General features: G+C 58.9%; 12 protein-coding genes. 5 read left to right on the top strand and 7 right to left on the bottom strand.

Translation table 11 applies throughout. The annotated features are described in order from the left end of the window. Positions 1-211 precede the first annotated feature (211 nt). Entirely contained in the window at positions 212-1162 is a 951-nt protein-coding gene (locus tag ACW5W7_RS06895; protein WP_456501216.1) for a transposase, read from the bottom strand. A 1464-nt stretch (positions 1163-2626) separates the two neighbouring features. On the opposite strand from ACW5W7_RS06895, the gene ACW5W7_RS06890 reads away from it, so the two are divergent. After that, the gene (locus ACW5W7_RS06890) at positions 2627-3562 is read left to right on the top strand and encodes a hypothetical protein (protein ID WP_456501215.1); all 936 of its coding nucleotides are present in this window, start codon (positions 2627-2629) and stop codon (positions 3560-3562) included. 82 nt (positions 3563-3644) lie between these two features. Here the strand turns inward: ACW5W7_RS06890 and ACW5W7_RS06885 are convergent, their stop codons facing one another. The 4 genes from ACW5W7_RS06885 to ACW5W7_RS06870 all read right to left on the bottom strand — a co-directional run bounded on the left by ACW5W7_RS06885 (position 3645) and on the right by ACW5W7_RS06870 (position 10917). Then, the gene (locus tag ACW5W7_RS06885; protein WP_456501214.1) at positions 3645-6056 is read right to left on the bottom strand and encodes a YgiQ family radical SAM protein; all 2412 of its coding nucleotides are present in this window, start codon (positions 6054-6056) and stop codon (positions 3645-3647) included. A gap of 145 nt (positions 6057-6201) precedes the next feature. Then, positions 6202-6573, bottom strand: coding sequence for a hypothetical protein (locus ACW5W7_RS06880; protein WP_434666458.1), 372 nt, complete (start codon positions 6571-6573; stop codon positions 6202-6204). A gap of 97 nt (positions 6574-6670) precedes the next feature. Beyond that, complete coding sequence (locus ACW5W7_RS06875) at positions 6671-9853, bottom strand: efflux RND transporter permease subunit (RefSeq protein ID WP_456501213.1); 3183 nt, start codon at positions 9851-9853, stop codon at positions 6671-6673. Further along, positions 9853-10917, bottom strand: a complete 1065-nt coding sequence (locus tag ACW5W7_RS06870; RefSeq protein ID WP_434476180.1) for an efflux RND transporter periplasmic adaptor subunit — start codon at positions 10915-10917, stop codon at positions 9853-9855. The genes ACW5W7_RS06875 and ACW5W7_RS06870 overlap by 1 nt, the downstream gene beginning before the upstream one ends. A gap of 192 nt (positions 10918-11109) precedes the next feature. Between ACW5W7_RS06870 and ACW5W7_RS06865 the strand changes: the two genes are divergently transcribed. Continuing rightward, complete coding sequence (locus ACW5W7_RS06865) at positions 11110-12666, top strand: sensor domain-containing diguanylate cyclase (RefSeq protein WP_456501212.1); 1557 nt, start codon at positions 11110-11112, stop codon at positions 12664-12666. 33 nt (positions 12667-12699) lie between these two features. Next, positions 12700-13569, top strand: a complete 870-nt coding sequence (gene rssA, locus ACW5W7_RS06860; protein ID WP_349921456.1) for a patatin-like phospholipase RssA — start codon at positions 12700-12702, stop codon at positions 13567-13569. A 55-nt stretch (positions 13570-13624) separates the two neighbouring features. Here rssA and ACW5W7_RS06855 read toward each other — a convergent pair whose 3' ends face one another. Both ACW5W7_RS06855 and ACW5W7_RS06850 read right to left on the bottom strand, forming a co-directional pair. Beyond that, entirely contained in the window at positions 13625-14986 is a 1362-nt protein-coding gene (locus ACW5W7_RS06855) for a sodium-dependent transporter (RefSeq protein ID WP_456501211.1), read from the bottom strand. A 198-nt stretch (positions 14987-15184) separates the two neighbouring features. Beyond that, positions 15185-15451: a helix-turn-helix domain-containing protein gene (locus ACW5W7_RS06850; RefSeq protein WP_010673503.1), complete on the bottom strand. Its 267-nt coding sequence runs from the start codon at positions 15449-15451 to the stop codon at positions 15185-15187. Between the two features lie 258 nt (positions 15452-15709). Between ACW5W7_RS06850 and ACW5W7_RS06845 the strand changes: the two genes are divergently transcribed. After that, a complete protein-coding gene (locus ACW5W7_RS06845; protein ID WP_456501210.1) occupies positions 15710-16303 on the top strand; it encodes a hypothetical protein in 594 nt (197 codons plus the stop codon). Between the two features lie 303 nt (positions 16304-16606). Then, the gene (gene ompA / locus ACW5W7_RS06840) at positions 16607-17626 is read left to right on the top strand and encodes a porin OmpA (RefSeq protein WP_349921453.1); all 1020 of its coding nucleotides are present in this window, start codon (positions 16607-16609) and stop codon (positions 17624-17626) included. Positions 17627-17666: the final 40 nt, after the last annotated feature.

Here is a 17666-nt window from a genome sequence, read left to right as displayed (position 1 = left end):
CCCCAACCCGCCTTATCAGGACAGCCATCTTTTGGAGAAAGCCCTCATCAAGCGCCCAGCACAACTCGTCATCCAGCATGTGCGATGGCATTTGTGAAACTCGGGGGATTAAAAAGAATGTCTTGGCATCGATGACGCCAATTCAGATGCGATCACACCGGTGATGAGCTGGCGCTATACCGGACGTTGTTATGACACAAATATTCATCACTCAAAGGGATGGTTGATGACACCGTCGCTGGCCACAGTGCCAGGCAAACTGCTGACAATGCTCTTTGTCACCCACCACTCTGATACCCTGGCGCCGAAACAGCGTCACTTGCTTGAGCCAGCGCACCTCGTCCAACCCCAGCCGCGCCAGGATGGGGGCAAGACAAACTGGGATATGGCCCCGTTTGTCCACTCGGATGGCGCGACCTGTCCAGTCCACCAGCATCAGGTAATCCGCAAAGGTATATGGCAGGCTATCGGGTCGCGCTTCGTGCGCGAATGGCAACAGCAACGGCAGCAATGGGGCGGCGGACTGCTCGCCATCGAGACGCTGCTTGAGGCTGGTGTAATCGCTCTGCTCGGGCCGGTCGGCAATCGCCGCCCGTATCGGATTGAGATCAACATAGGCCATGCAGGCCAGCAGGGCTGATTCGGTGAGCAGGGCCTGGCTCTTGAAGCGCCCTTCCCAAAAATGGCCCTTGCAACCATCTTCCCGATTGGCCTGCCGAGCCAGGTTTTCGTTGAGTAACCGCACAAACCAGCTGATGGAATGTAACCGCTCCCGCAACTGCCCTATCAGTTGTTGCACCACAGCGAGTTCAGGCTCAATCAGGGATTCCCCCTGATACCAGCGTCGTACCAGCAGCGGCCACTGGAATAGCGCCGCCCAACGCTCGGCCACCTCTCGCTCGCTCCAATTGGCAGCGGTATCCGACTCGACCTTGAGCACCAGGTGATAGTGATTGCTCATCACCGCATAGGCACACACACCGATGGCAAACAGTCGCGACAATTGGCCCAACTTGTCCACTACCCACTGGCGCCGATGCTCGTAACTCTGGCCGGAGTGGGCATCTTCCCCGCACAGAAACGCCCGCCGCACACAGCGACTGACCACATGATAGTAAGGCGTATCCTGCAAACTGATTTGACGTGAACGGGCAATGGTCATGGCTCACCCCCCTGGGCAGTGACACCTCAAGCCAAGTACAGGGCTACGCCGCTGTCAAAAAGGTGGGTGTCCCAGATTTCTGGTGTCCCAGATTTCTGTGGGTGTCCCAGATTTCTGTGACAATTTACTGATCAAGTTCAAAAAACGATGTGATTCTGATGGTTACATCATTTTAAGGCTCGCTTGTGTAGTTTCGTTTGTCTTACAGTGGCTATCTGGAACCTGTTGAACTGCGATGGGTCACTGCCCTCGCTGGTCAATGGAGTATATTGGAAGCTGTAATCCATGGGCGGTAGCGTGGGATTTGGTGACATTACGCCTCATACAGAAAGGTGGGTGTCCCAGATTCTTGTCGGTGTCCCAGATTCTTGTCAAAAAGGTGGGTGTCCCAGATTTCCTGGTCTTACAGTGGCTATCTGGAACCTGTTGAACTGCGATGGGTCACTGCCCTCGATGGTCAATGGAGCATATTGGAAGCTGTAATCCATGGGCGGTAGCGTGGGATTTGGTGACGTTACGCCCCATACAGAAAGGTGGGTGTCCAAGATTCCGTTCAAGATTCCGTTGTGTTCTAGCTTGTCTTGGTTATGGTTGTGTACGAATTTATAGAATGTACACGTTAAATTTAACCAACAAGGAATATTTAACTCATGGTTTCATTCTGATTACATACTCAACATTAATAGTAGGCGCCACAGGTTTTCTATCCAGTGCAGTAAATAAATATCATGAATCCCTCAACTATGTATCCGATTTTTGGATTGGAGTTGAGCTTTTCTCTTCACTTCTTCAGTACTTGGCCCCATTTGTTTTTGCCGCTATTGGTGTGAATATGGTTTCTCACGCGCTAACGAATAAAACACCTAAAAATAGTTAAAGAAGAATCTGATTACCCATGACCATCTGCCATTTCCAAGAGCCAATATGAAATCGGAACAACCTTGAATTGGGATTCCTACCTTTGGGAGCATTGTTGCCCAACCCGCTCACCACCTTGATTGCTCCACCTGCGCAACAGCTGCTCGGTTATGTGTTGCACCAGTAAAACAATTTGAGGGGTTCCTGTGCCCGGCTATGGCCGCGGGATGGCCAGCAGCCAGCGCCCGATCACTGTCCGGTTGGCGGCAAGGCCGCAGAGCAAGAAGAGTTTGATAGAGGTCAAAAAACGATATTTTTCTGATGGTTATGCCACTTTAAGGCTCGCCTACGCAGTTTCATTTGGCTTACCATAGCCATCCAGAGCCTGTTGAACTGCGATGGGTTGCAGCCCTCGCGGGTCAAGGGAGCATATAGGAAGCAGTAATTCATGGGCGGTAACGTGGGATTTAGTGGTGATACACCTCATACAGAAAGGTGGGTGTCCCAGGTTTTTGAAAGTGGTGGTTAAAATACATCCAATGCATCGCTCAGATACGCTGCAATCCTACTTTAATGACAATATCATAAATAGAAGAGTTTTATATTATGCCCACTATAAACACATCAAGATTGCCAGCACCGAAGTCATGGGATGAGTTTGAAGATATATGCAAGAGTGCATGTTCCCTAAGATGGGCAAACCCCAATTTAAGTAAACATGGCCGCCAGGGGCAGCAACAGAATGGTGTTGATATATATGGTAAAGACTCCTTGGATAAACTTGTAGGAGTTCAGTGCAAAAATACCACCTCAAGCATCAGCCAGAAATTAATTGAGAGTGAATGTACTAAGGCAGAATCATTTATCCCAAAGTTGGAAACTCTATATATCGCAACAACAGCAGAACGAGATGTAAATATTCAAAAATTTGCCAGACTACTTTCTGAAAGCAGAAAAAATCAAGGGAAATTCCCCATAGAGATTTTATTTTGGGAAGATATTGTCAGCGATCTATCTCGAGATGAAAATACAGTCAGATTACATTTTCCTCAATATTTTACAACCCCATCAAAAACACATCAAGAACTAGCCCAAGAAAAGGATTTATCACATCTTACTGCCCTCTTAAATGTAATTGATCTCACCTCAACACATGAGCACTTAAAATGGGGCGCAAAATACATTCATTGCTCACTAGTTGAGCAACTTCACAACATTAACACAGTTATCAAAAGCCCAGTTTTCATCTTGAGCGATGATATATTGAGCGAAAATATAGACAGTTTAATTTCAGAATGGACAAAACTCATAACATTGATGAAAAAAGCCCCATACAATTTAGTCCCACATATGAACACATTATCATTTCATATGCCGGGCGATTTCTGTCAAACTAAAGAAGACGATATTCTTTACAATGAAATAGATATAGAAACAACCATTCTCTCTGGAAAAATAACCTCTTTTTGCAACTTCATAAACAAAACATATCCTTCTATAAACATAATGGACACTAGTAATAAAGCTCGGTCTTTATACTAAAGTGATGACGTTTAAATTTAATATCAAGAGTGGCGACCATCAGGTCGCCTTTTTATTTCTATCGTTTTCCCAATCCGGAATTTCACCGTGCCGGTCGTTTGGCACCATTCCCTTTAGCGGCGAGCTTGCCGCCTTGAGTGGCAGGTTTGGCACCAGGCTTGGCAGAGCCTGCGCGGGTCGGCGCCTTACCTTTGTGAGCGGGTTTCCCCTGCCCTGCCGGTTTACCCTGACTTGCGCCCTGTGCGGCAGGCTTGCCGTTGCCAGCCCCTTTCTGGAGCTGAGACCCCACCGGCTTGCCATTGCCTGCCTTGCCGCCGTTTCGGCTGGCTGCCGGGGCATTGGCTGCACCAGCCTCGCTGCGGGCGCCCTTGTTGCCGGCACCATTGCCGCGCTGATGCACGATATTGCTGTGACGGGTCAACGCAGGCTTGAGGCCCTTGTTGCGGCTGCGTTCGGCCTTGGCCTCGCCGCGTCCTTCCGGCGGCACCAGGCAGTCGGGGCCGTTGCCGATCAGGTGACCCTTGCCCATTTCCAGCAGGGCTTCGCGTATCATGGGCCAGCCGGCGGGATCGTGGTAGCGCAGCAGCGCCTTGTGCAGGCGACGGCGACGCTCCCCTTTCACCACGAACACGTCCCCGCCCTGACGGCTCACCTTGTTGAGCGGGTTTTTCTCGGTGTAATACATGGTGGTGGCGTTCGCGAGCGGCGACGGGTAGAAGTTCTGCACCTGATCGAGCTTGAAGCGGTTCGTTTTTACCCACAGCGCCATGTTCACCATGTCCTCATCGGTCGTGCCCGGGTGGGCCGAGATGAAGTAGGGGATCAGGTACTGCTGCTTGCCCGCCTCCTTGGAATACTTGTCGAACAGCTCCTTGAAGCTGTAGTAGCTACCCATGCCCGGCTTCATCATCTTGGAGAGCGGGCCCTCCTCGGTGTGCTCCGGCGCGATCTTGAGGTAGCCGCCGACGTGGTACTTGGCCAGCTCCTTGATGTAGCGCGGATCTTCCACCGCGATGTCGTAGCGCACCCCGGAGGCGATCAGGATCTTCTTGATGCCCTTCACATCCCGCGCCTTGCGATAGAGGTCGATGGTCGGGGTATGGTCGGTGTCCATGTGCGGGCAGATGGTCGGCCAGACGCAGGAGGCGCGGCGGCAGGTCTGCTCGGCCTTGGGGCTCTTGCAGCGCAGCTTGTACATGTTGGCGGTGGGGCCGCCGAGATCCGAGATGACACCGGTAAAGCCCGGCACCTTGTCACGGATCTCTTCGATTTCTTTGATGATCGACTCTTCCGAGCGGCTCTGGATGATGCGCCCCTCGTGCTCTGTGATGGAGCAGAAGGAGCAGCCGCCGAAGCAGCCACGCATGATGTTGACCGAGGTCTTGATCATCTCGTAGGCCGGGATCTTCTCGTTGCCATAAGCCGGGTGCGGCACCCGCTGGTACGGCAGGCCGAACACGCCATCCATCTCGTCGGTCTCGAGCGGGAAGGCGGGTGGGTTGACCCAGATGATGCGATCGCCGTGGGCCTGGGCCAGGGCGCGGGCGCAGCCTGGGTTGGTCTCATGGTGCAGGATGCGCGACGCGTGGGCGTAGAGCACCTTGTCCTCTTTCACCCGCTCGAACGCCGGCAGCTTGACGTAGGTCTTCTCCCAGGGTTTCTGCTTGGGCGGCTGCACCAGCACGGGCTTGGCCTCCTGCTCCACCGGCGCCGTGCCCTCATCATCCGAGCAGGGCGCCCCTTCCATGTAGGGGTTCATGATGGGATCGATGCGACCGATCTGATCCAGCTTGCTGGAATCCACCCCGCGCCATTCGGGTAGCGGCTCCTTGCGGATCACGGCGGTGCCGCGGATGTCCTGCATGGTCTCCATGGTCTCGCCATTGGCGATGCGGTGCGCCACCTCGATCAGCGGCCGCTCGGCGTTACCGTAGATGAGGATGTCGGCCTTGGCGTCGATCAGGATGGAGCGGCGTATGGTCTCGGACCAGTAGTCGTAGTGGGCGATGCGGCGCAGGGACGCCTCTATGCCGCCGATGACCACCGGCACCTCTTTATAAGCCTCCTTGCAGCGCTGGGTGTAGACCAGGGTAGCGCGATCCGGCCGTTTGCCACCCACGTCCCCCGGGGTGTAGGCGTCGTCGTGGCGCAGCTTCTTGTCGGAGGTGTAGCGGTTGATCATGGAGTCCATGTTGCCCGCGGTCACCCCGTAGAAGAGGTTCGGCTTGCCCAGGCGCATGAAGTCATCTTTGGATGACCAGTCCGGCTGGGCGATGATGCCGACCCGAAAACCCTGGGACTCCAGCATGCGGCCGATGACCGCCATGCCGAAACTCGGGTGATCCACATAGGCGTCGCCTGTCACCAGCACGATATCGCAGCTGTCCCAGCCGAGCTTGTCCATCTCCTTGCGGGACATGGGCAGGAAGGGCGCCGTGCCGTAGCACTCGGCCCAGTAGCGGGGATAGGAGAAGAGAGGGGTAACCGGCTGCATTTTGAACACCTGGAACAATTCGGGTCGCGCATTATACCGGTCACGACTGCCCGGATCGATGGCTTTTTGCCCCCACTATTCGCAGGGTCAGCGCGGGAAGCAGGGCGTCTCTCGCAGGCTGCCCCTCCTCACAGGCCGCGAGAACCTACCCCAGCGGGCGGGCGAGTGCGAATCGGTGATGGTGGCGCAGCAGCAGCTGATAACCCCCCAACAAACACCAGATGAGGGCGGGGATCAGAAAGACCGGATGAGTCGAGAGGCGCAGCATCAGCACACCGAGCAGGATCAGGGCGAAGGGGCGGCTCTCGTAGAGCCAGTGAGGCCAACTGCGCTGATGGGGCTGGCGCTGCTTGTCCTGGCGGCGATGGGCACCGCGCCTGAACCAGACGAGGGAGCCGGCAAGGTAGAGTGCCAGCCCTGCCAGCAGCAGGGTTGGCTGCCCGGCGAATCCCAGCAAGCATAAACCGCTGCCCAGATACAGGAAAGGCAGCGGCTCGTAGATCACGGATGGCAACATGATGGGTGGTCTCGATATTGAACTGGTCACATAGTAACCACCTCACATCAGGGAGCCAGCCTCTTTCGCCATCCCGACCCCAGATGGGGGGCGCGCACTAGGCGGCCGGCTTGTCTCTGGTCGTCGGCGACGCTGCCGTCTGGTCGAGCTGCGTGGCCGCCTCGGCAGTCGACGGCACCTGCGCCATCACCACCAGCTCCCCCGCCAGCGCCGCGTTCACCTGCTGATCCCGCGCCCCCGTCATCCCCGCCCGCTTGGCCAGCAGGTGGTAGATGGCGGGCACCATCAGCAGGGTCACCAGGGTCGCCAGGGACAAACCGAAGAACACCACAGTCCCCACGGCCATCCGGCTCTCGTACCCCGCGCCCATGGAGATCATCAGGGGCACGGCGCCGATGATGGCGGTGAGCGAGGTCATCAGGATGGGGCGCAGACGGCGCACCGAGCCTGCGATGATCGCCTCCTCAAACGTCTCCCCCCGCTGGCGCAACTGGTTGATGAATTCGACGATGAGGATGCCGTTCTTGGTCACCATGCCGATCAACATGATCATGCCGATCTGGCTGTAGATGCTGAGCTCCTGCCCGGTGAGCCAGAGCCCCAGCAGGCCGCCGAAGATGCCAAGGGGCACGGTCACCATCACCACGGTCGGGGTCACCAGGCTCTCGAACTGGGCCACCAGCACCAGATAGACCACCAAGAGGGCTAAGCCAAACACCAGCGCCATCTCGCCCTGGTTGTCGCGATAGTCCTTGGACTCGCCGGCGTAGTCCACCGACATGCCGGTGGGCAGATGGTCGGCGGCCCAGCCGTCGAGGAAGTCGAGCGCCTCCCCCAGGGTGTGGCCGGGGGCCAGATCCGCGGTGAGGGCGATGGCCTTCTGGCGCTGGTAGTGGTTCAGGCGCTGGGGGCTCGCCACCTGTTTGATGGTGGCCAGCGTCGAGAGGCTCACCATCTCGCCGCTTGCCGCCTTCAGATAGATGCGGCTGATGTCGGAGATGCCGTTGAAGTCGTTCTGGTTCGCACGCAGGTAGACGTCATACTCCTCCCCTCTGTCCACATAGGTGGTCTGGCTGACCCCGCCGAGCAGGGCCTGCAGCGAACTCGCCACCGTGGAGACCGGAATGCCGAGCTGGCTGGCCCGATCCCGCTCTATGGTCACCTGCAGCTCCGGGGTCTTCTCGGCGTAGTCGAGATCCGGTGCCAGCATCAGGCCGCTCTGGCTCGCCGCCTGTTGCAGGGCCAGGCCCTGCTGGTAAATTTCTGCATAATCCGAACCCTGCAGCACGAACTGCACGGCGGCGGTGGAGCCCCCCCGGAACCCGGGCTGGAAGGTGCGGATCATCACATCCGGAATGCCGGCGAGGCGACCGCTCAAGGATCGGCCGAACTCGGTGGCGGTCTCGTCCCGCATCGCCCAGTCGGTGAGCTGGATGATGGCAAGGCCGGTCTGATCCCCGCCACGCCCGAAGGCCGGGGTGCTGAAGCTCACGGCCTGCACCACGCCCTTGCCAAGCAGGGGCATGATGGCGGCTTCGACCTGTTCCATGTTGCGCTTCATCCGCTCGATGCTGGTGCCTTCCGCCCCTTTCACGAACACATAGAGCACCCCTCTGTCCTCGGTCGGGGTCAGGCTCGCCGGCAACTTGCCAAACAGCGCGCCGATGCCGCCAAGGCAGAGCAGCAGCACCAGCGGCGTCCAGACGGAGCGGCGCAGCACCCAGCCCAGCAGGTGCCGGTAGTGCGACTCCACCCAGCCGAGGCCCGCGTCCAGCCTGGCGGTCAGGGGGTTGGGCTTGTCCACGGCGCGCATCAACCAGGAGCCCATGGCCGGGGTCAGGGTCAGCGCCACCAGGGAGGAGAAGAGCACGGCCAGCGATAGCAGGATGGCGAACTCGGTAAAGAGCCGCCCCACCATGCCATCCATGAAGGCGATGGGCACGAACACCATCACCAGCACGGCGGTGGTGGCGATGACCGCGAAGCCCACCTCCCGGGTGCCGTGCCAGGCGGCCATCAGGGGGGATTCCCCCCGCTGCAGGTGGTGATGGATGTTCTCCACCACCACGATGGCGTCATCCACCACCAGACCGATGGCGAGAATGAGCGCCAGCAGGGTGATGAGGTTGATGGAAAAACCGAGGTACCAGGCGCCGATGAAGGCGGAGATGAGGGAGACCGGCACCGTGATGGCGGGGATCAGGGTGGTGCGCCCCTGCCCGAGGAACAGGTAGAGCACGGCCACCACCAGCAGGGCGCAGATGGCGAGGGTCTCGTACACCTCGTGGATCGCCTGCTTGATAAAGATGGTGGAGTCATAATCCACTTCCAGACTGGCCCCTTCTGGCAGAAAACGCTGCATTTCAGTCATCTTCCGCTCGATCCCCTGGGCCACCGCGAGGGGGTTGGCGGTGGACTGGGCGACGATGCCGATCCCCAGGCTCTCGCGGCCGTTGCGCTGATAGGCGCTGTCTTCGTTCTTGGCCCCCACCTCCACGTCGGCGATGTCCGCCAGATAGATGCTCTGACCGTTGCTGGCGGTGGTCACCGGCAATGAGCGGAAGTCCTCGGCACTGTGGTAGAGCCGGGCAATCTGCACCGCCATGGTCATGCTGTTGTTGCGAATTTCCCCCCCCGGCAGCTCGATATTCTCCCGCTTGAGGGCATCCTGCACATCCGCCACCGTGATGCCACGGGCCGCCATGTCGGCGGGGCGCAGCCGCACATACATCACCTGGCTCAGATCCCCGGAGAGGGAGACCTCGCTCACCCCGTCCACCAGACTCAGGGAGTCCACCAGCATGCGGTTCGCGTAATCCGTCATGGCGGTGCGATCCATCTGGGTGCTACTGAAATTCAGCCAGATGGCCACATCCCCGTTGCCGTTGTCCTTGGTGACCATGGGTTCGTCCACCTCATCCGGCAGCTTGGGCCGGGCGCGGGAGATGGCGTCGCGCACATCCGAGGTGCCCTCCAGCATGTTCCAGCCGAGATTGAACTCCACGGTGATCATGGAGCGCCCCTTGCGGGTCACCGAGTTGATGTTCTTGATGCCGCTGATGCCGGAGAGCTGATCCTCGATGGGCTTGGTGACCTGGCTCTCCATGACCTCGGGGGCGGCCCCGTCATAGGTGGTGGTGATGGAGACGGAGGGCGTCTGCACGTCCGGCATCTCCCGCACCGTCAACTTGCTGAACGCCACCAGACCAAACACCGTGAGCAGGGCGCTGATGACCACCGCCACCAAGGGGCGGCGTACTGACATATCGGAGAGCCACATCAGCCTTTCACCTCAGCCAGATCCTGCACCAGAGCACCGTCACGCAAATTGACCAGCCCCTCCACCGCGATGCGATCCCCGACGCTCAGCCCCTTGATCACCCACACGTCTTCGCCGTGGGTATCGCCGAGCTCCACCGGGATGCGTTTGACATGGCCGTCCGCCTCCAGGCGATAGACATAGCGCAGCTCACCGGCGTACTCCACCGACTGGGCCGGGATCAGGGTCATCTTCTGGGCGGGCAGGGAGAGATCCACGTTCATCAGCATGCCGGGCCGCAACTGCCCGCTGGCATTGGGAAGAATGACTCGGGCCTTGATGTTCTGGGTCTCGCTGGAGATGCGGCTGTCCAGGGTTTCCAGCACGCCGGAGAAGGATTGATCCGGCCAGGCGGAGCTGGTCGCCGTCACCGTCATGCCGGGCTTGAGCAGGGAGAGATAGCGCTCGGGCACGGCCAGATCGAGGCGAAGCTTGGCCAGTTCATCGAGGTGCAGCAAGACATCGCCGCTGTTGACCAGGGCCCCCTCGCTCAAGTCGATGAGGCTGACGGTGCCGTCAAAGGGCGCCGTCAGGGTGCGCAGAGAGAGCTCATAGCGGGCCGCATCGACCCGGGCTTGGGCCTGGGCGACGATGGCCTCCTGCCCCTCCAGCTCGGAGGTGGTGATGGCCCCGCGCGCCACCAGTTTGCGCATGTCCCGCAACTTGCGGCTCTCGTCGCGCACGCTGGCGCTCTGTTCGGCGAGCTCCGCCTCCTGCTTGCCCGTATCCAGGGCGATCAGGGTCTGCCCCTGCTTGACCTGCTGGCCGGAGCGCACCGCGATATTGACGATACGACCGGTCACCTCGGGGCTCACCACCACGGAGCGGTTGGCCGCCAGCTTGCTGACCAGCTTGATGGAGGGTTCGGCCAGGCTCTGCTTGACCGTCTCGGCGCGGATGCTGAGGGCTTTTGGCTGATGCACGCTGACCGGCCCGGGTTGCCGTGCATACCAGGCTGCTGCCGCCAGCAGCAGGAGAAGGGGAAAGAGCCACAGCCAGATGCGCATTTTCATCAAACGATCCATGAATTAAGAGAATGAGAGAGATACTTCATCAATGATGGCACCATGTTACCCCCTGAATATGCCGTGACTATGTAGAAATGTGACAAATCGTAACGGCGATGGCTAACGGCCATCAAAATGATATCCAACAAAGATGCGCCGGCTTTTGTGCCTTACACTGATGAGCCAAAACTCAGTAGTTCCGGTGCGTTTATGTCCAGATTGAGCCAAGCCTTCACCAGGTACCGTCTGCAGTGGTTGCTGCTGGGCCTGAGCAGTCTCCTGCTCGTCCTCTCCTTGCTGCACACCTTCAACCAGATCACCGATGTAAACAGCCGCGATACCCACCACATGGCCGCCGAACTGCGATCCCAATTCCAGGAGATGGAGGCCTTTCTGGAATCCATGCGGGGCCAGGCCGAGGAGCGTTTGCGCAGCCACCCCCAGTCAATCCTCTCCCGCCACCTCTACCAGTCCCTGCGCGTCGATGGTGCACGGCAGATAGCCCTCGATCAGGTGCCTGCCGACCTCCCCCCCGCCCTCATCGGCAACCTGACGGGGCTTGGCCCACTGCCGGCACCGGGTAGTGAGCGGGAAGATCTCTTCCACCTGGCGCTGAGCCTCTCTCCCCTGCTCTCCACCGCCAGCAAACTGCTGGACGGCGAGGTGGCCTGGATCTACTTCACCGGCATCGACAACTTCATCTACCTCTATCCCTGGGTGCCCTCCAGCCGGTTTCACTTCGATCCGGCCATCTATGACAAGCCATTCTGGCAGGATGTGCTAACCCAGCAGTCGCCGCGGTTGCACGTCAGCCTCTCGCGCCCGTATCAGGACTTCGCCGGCCGAGGGCAGATGATTACCCTGTCCCAACCCATCGTTAAAGGTCAAAAAGTGGTGGGGCTGCTCAGCATCGATATATTACTCGAAAAACTCGACCAGGCCCTGCAACAGCCCGCCCCCCAGCTGGGCACATCGTTTCTGGTCAACCAGCACGGGCAGCTGCTGGCCCGCAGCCAGCCCGGTGAGGCCCCGCTGCGCTTCAATGTCGACCAGGGCAGCGACTATCAGTGGCAACAGGGGGCCTTTCAGCTGACCCAGGCCATTCCCGATACCCAGCTCGTCCTGATCCATCGCATCCCGCCATTCTCCCTGTTCAAGGCGCTGATCTCCCAGTCGGTCACCGCCCTCGTCACCCTGCTCTGCCTGGTGATAGCCACCCTCTCCAGCCTCCGGGCCATGCGCCTCAATCAGCGTCTGAAATACCTCTCCCGCCACGATGCGCTCACCGGGGCCTTCAATCGCCACCACTTCGCTGCCCTCGAGCAGAAATGGGCCCGAAGCGGCGCCCACACCACGGGGGCCATCATGTTTGATTGCGACCATTTCAAACGGGTCAACGACACCTTTGGCCACGGGGTTGGCGATCAGGTGCTGATCCAGCTGGTCCGCATCACCCAATCCCTGAAGAACGTGGGCAATACCCTCATCCGTTGGGGCGGGGAGGAATTTCTGCTGCTGGTGAGCGACGAACACGCCTCCCTCGCAGATCTGGCGGAGCAGCTCAGGATCGCCATCGCCGATCACCCCTGGACGGAGATTGCCACCGGGCTCAGCGTGACGGTCAGCCTCGGCCATCACCGCCAGCGCGCAGGCATCAGCCTGCACGAATCCATACGCCGAGCGGATCACGCCCTCTACCGCGCCAAAGCCAATGGCCGCAATCGCAGCGAAACCTGGCAGGATGACGACCAGCAGAAGCAGGAGTAAGCTGGAGCCTTCATTCATCCAAGGAGACGCACTGTGTCACGAAAACCCCGTCTGGGACTGGCTCTGGGCAGCGGCGCTGCCCGGGGCTGGGCACACATAGGCATCATACGGGCGCTGGAGCGGCTCGGCGTCAAACCGGATCTGGTGGCGGGCTGCTCCATCGGCAGTTTCGTGGGCGCCGCCTATGCCGCCGGCGAGCTGGACAAGCTGGAGAGCTGGGTCCGCGGCTTCACCCGTTTGCAGGTGATGGGGCTGCTCGATCCCGCCCTCTCCGGTGGCCTGTTTCGCGGTGACAAGGTGTTTGGCATCGCCGCCAATCACTTAGGCGATCCCCCCATCGAGAGCCTGCCCATCCCCTTTGCCTGCGTCGCCACCGAGCTCAACACCGGCCGGGAGATCTGGCTGCAAGAGGGGCCACTGCGCCAGTGCGTGCGCGCCTCCTGCGGCATGCCCGGCGTGCTCACCCCTACCCGCATCGATGATCAGTGGCTGGTGGATGGCGCCGTGGTCAACCCGGTGCCCATCTCCCTGGCCCGCGCCATGGGGGCCGAGGTGGTGATCGCCGTCAACCTCAATGCCGACATGCACCAGCCTTGGGCTGACGACTCCGACGAACCCGCCCAGGGCGGCTTGCTCAGCCAGTGGCTGAATCGGGGAGAACGCGAGCCCAGCACCCCCGGCATGTGGAGCGTGATGACGGGCTCCATCAACATCATGCAGGAGCGTATCACCCGTGCCCGCATGGCCGGTGACCCCCCGGAGATCCAACTCTGCCCGCGCCTTGGCAGCTTCTCCATCATGGACTTCCACCGGGCGAGCGATGCCATCAACGAGGGGGAGGCCTGCGTCGAGCGCAATCTGGAGCAGTTGAAGGAAGAGCTCTCCCGCCTCAGGATCCTCTGATCCCCCAAGACAAAGAGCGCCCGCAGGCGCTCTTTTGTCATCTCGCCAACTCGCCTCAGAACAGGCCCAACCCCTTGAGCATCACCACCAGGATCAGCAGTGGGGAGACGTAACGAATGATGAAGAAGAGGGGCTTGAGGATCCTTATCTCCAGCTGACCGCCGTTGGTCAGGGCCATCTCCATGCGCTCGAAGCCCCAGACCCAGCCGACGAACAGGCAGAGCAGTATGCCGCCAAGGGGCATGAGCACGTTGGAGGAGAGGTAATCGAACAGATCGAAGAAGGTCTTGCCAGCGATCTGCACGTCCGCCAACGTGCTGTTGGAGAGGGCGCAGGTCGAGCCCACCGCGCCCAGTACCAGCAAGTTGATAAGCGTCGCCTTCTTGCGGCTCATGTGGAATCGCTCCGACAGCACCGAGACCGGCACCTCCAGGATGGAGAGCATGGCGCCGGTAGCCGCGATGGCGGAGAGCACGAAGAACAGCACCATGAACAGGTGACCAAAGGGAATGCTGGCAAACACCGCCGGAATGGTGATGAACAACAGGGAGGGTCCGGCCGAGGGCTCGAAGCCAAAGGCGAATACCGCCGGGAAGATGGCGATCCCCGCCAGCATGGAGACGAACAAGTCCGCGCACATCACCCGCACCGTGGTCAGCGGGATATGCTGATCGTCCCGGAAATAGCTGCCATAGGTCATCATGCAGCCCATGCCGATGGAGAGCTTGAAAAATGCCAGCCCCATGGCGGTGAGGACTACGCCGGCGGTGATCTTGGAGAAATCCGGGGAGAACAGAAAACGCAGCCCCTCGCTCGCCCCCGGCAGGGTCAGGCTGCGCAGGCCGATGATCAGCAAAAGGATGAAGAGCACCGGCATCAACCGCTTGGTCACCGCCTCTATCCCCTTGGCGACCCCCATCAGCAAGATGCCCCCCATCAGCGCCAGCACCAGCCACTGCCAGAGCAGACTCTGCAACGGGTTGGCGATCAGTGCCCCGAAGGCCGCCCCGGTGATCTTGGGATCGGTGGAGAGGATGGAGCCGTCGATCGCCTTGAAGATGTAGGCAAACACCCAGGCCGCCACCTCGGAATAGAAGGACATGATGAGGAAGGCCGCCGTCACCCCCATGGCCGCAATCAACCACCAGGGTTGCCCCTTTGGCGCCAGCTTGATGAGCCCAGTTACCGCATCGGATTTTGCCTGACGCCCCAGCATGATCTCGGAGATCATCACCGGCAGTCCCACCAGCAGGGTGGCGATGACATAGACCAGCAGGAAACCCGCACCGCCATTCTCGCCAGTCAGATAGGGAAACTTCCAGATGTTGCCAAGACCGACGGCCGAGCCCAGGGTGGCGGCCAGAACGCCGAAGGTACTGGTGAAGCCATCTCTGGCCTGGTGGGTGGTGTGACTCATGCTCGTCTCGCTGTATGCATCCCGGGAAGGCCCCGTTCAAAGAGTCGGAATTCTCTGAAAATAGCGCCAGCGAGCAAGGAGTTTTGGTTTAAATCACTACTTGGAGCACAGTAAACAGGATTTAATTAATACAGAATTGAAAATGATGGATAAAAAAATGCCGCCCCGTAGGCGGCACTTTCATCTCGGCTCAATCACTCAAGCCTTGGCAATGTCGTCCGGACCGATCTGGCCGATTTCGGCGACTTTCTTGTCGGCCAGCAGCCAGAGGGTGAACTTGTGCAGATCCGGATGGTGAGCCAGGGCGACCAGGAAGGCGCCACCAACTTCACGATAACCCAGTTCATAGTTTTTCAGGGTGGTGGGGGGGACACCCAGCAGATCGGCAAACTTGGGACGGCTCAGGCCAACAGCTTCGCGGATCTGACGGATCTTCTTGCCAACAGTTACGATGTTTGAATTCATGTGTTCCATACTCCGTTTGGCGGATTGACTCCACCTTTATTTTTCGCGACGACTCGTAGTCAAGTGTATCAGTTTTGAACGGACTCGTTATGGTCGAGCCTCTATCTTTAATCAGCGTCTTTCGACGACAACCCTAACAAACATCGGGGATGGTAATCGCTGTGCCGCCTCAGGTAAACAGTCTCGAAGAGAAACCTTTATGGTTGCCATGGTCATCCCCCGTATAATCCGCCAGTTATCCCTTTAAGAGTAATCAGCATGGTTTTCCCCGGTATAATCTCCCGTCTCCACTCCGATTCAGACCCCACCAGCCTGCCTCGCCAACTCCATCAGGGCCAGCAGAGCCGGGCCGAGGCTTTCTGGCTGCCCGCCGCCTTGCAAAGCGAGGCGGCATCCGTGTTGGCGGCCCTCTCAGACAAGAGCAGCCTGTATCTGGAGCAGCCCACCGCCGTGCCCCTGCGCAGTCACGATGGCGTCTTGCAAGAAGATGGCAGCCTGCTGCTTGGCAATGGCCATCGCATGACGCTCGCCTGCGAGATGGGGGACGGGGGGATCGTCCCCGAACAGGCACTTGGCGAGATGACGGCCTGGCTGGAAGCGGGGCATTTTCATTTCATCTGTTCAGCTGCAATTCAACCGGTGGCACGGGCCATTCTCAATATCTGGCCCCTCGACCCCTATCTCGCCCGTCATTTTTTGCTCAGTTTCACACCCTTGCTGTGCGAAGCAACTGAGGCCGACTATCTGGCGGTATTTGCAGCGAGGGAATTGGGGACAACCTCCGAGAACAGCTGGGTTCAGGCCTATTTGAAGCTTGAAAAGAAACTGCACCGCGCCTACTTGGATCACTAATTAATTCTGATAAACAGCCAGTTATCCCTACGACACAATCTGCCCTATCGATTATCTGTGAGCTTGATCATGTTTTGAAATGGGCTTAGAGTGCGCCACGTCATCGGAATGACACGGCTGTTTGTAGTGGAACGCTCATTGGTGACAATGCGAACCATTCACATGTGCACCCAAATGCGTGCCTCCTGGAAGGAACCGGGATCCCTGCCCGATTCAACCATCGTTATTCGGCAGAGCCAGCAGCTTACATAAATTAAAAAGTGCGAAGCACGTCATACGTGCCATCTCAACGAGGATAATTTTATGATGAAAATGGCTCCTTCCCTGATTGCCATCGCTATGGCTACCATGGGTGCAACCGCAGCGCACGCCGCTGATGATTTCTACTTCGGTGCCGGTGTTGGTGCTACCCACTTCAACGGTCTGAACAAGATCGAAGGCGTGACCAACGGCGAAGAAGACGCAACTGCCGTCAACGTATTCACCGGTTACAACTTCAACGAGTACTTCGGTTCCGAGCTGGGCTACCAGTACACCGGCCGTGGCAACACCGATGGCAACCGCTACGAAAGCCAGGGTGCCACCCTGTCCGGTATCGCTCGTCTGCCGCTGGGCAACGACTTCTCCCTGTTCGCTGAAGGCGGCGCCTACTGGGGCCACACCGACGGTATGGGCACCAGCGATACCAAAGTATCCCCGCTGGCTGGCGCCGGTGTGACCTACAAGGTCAACGACGCTCTGGATCTGCAAGCTCGTTACCGTTACATGTGGGACGTGGCTGCCCTGGAAGCCGGTGGCGTGAGCTACAAGGCCAACCAAAGCATCGCGACTCTGGAAGCCGTATACCACCCGTTCCGTTCTTCCTACGTAGAGCCGGCTCCGGCTCCGGTTGTTGAAGAAGCTCCGGCTCCGGCTCCGCAAGTTGTCGAGAAGAACTTCGCCCTGAACTCCGACGTGCTGTTTGCCTTTGGCAAAGACACCCTGAAGCCGGAAGGTCAGGATGCCCTGAACGCTCTGTACCAGCAGATCGTTGAGTTCCAGCCGAAAGACGGCAGCGCCGTTGTTGTTGGTTACTCCGACCGTATCGGTTCTGACGCTTACAACCAGAAGCTGTCCGAAGCTCGTGCCCGCACCGTTGCCAACTTCCTGGTCAGCAAAGGTATGGCTGCCAGCAAGGTTGCCGTTGAAGGTCGTGGCGAAGCCAACCCTGTCACTGGCACCAAGTGCAACAGCGTCAAGGGCAAGAACGAGCTGATCTCCTGCCTGGCTCCGGACCGTCGCGTAGAAGTGCGCGTCTCCGGCGTTCAAGAAGTTCAGCAATAATCTGATTTCATTCAGATAATGCAAAAAGGGGGATGCCACG

Source organism: Aeromonas intestinalis, from assembly GCF_054052485.1.
This window is presented reverse-complemented; position numbering and strand designations above follow the sequence as displayed.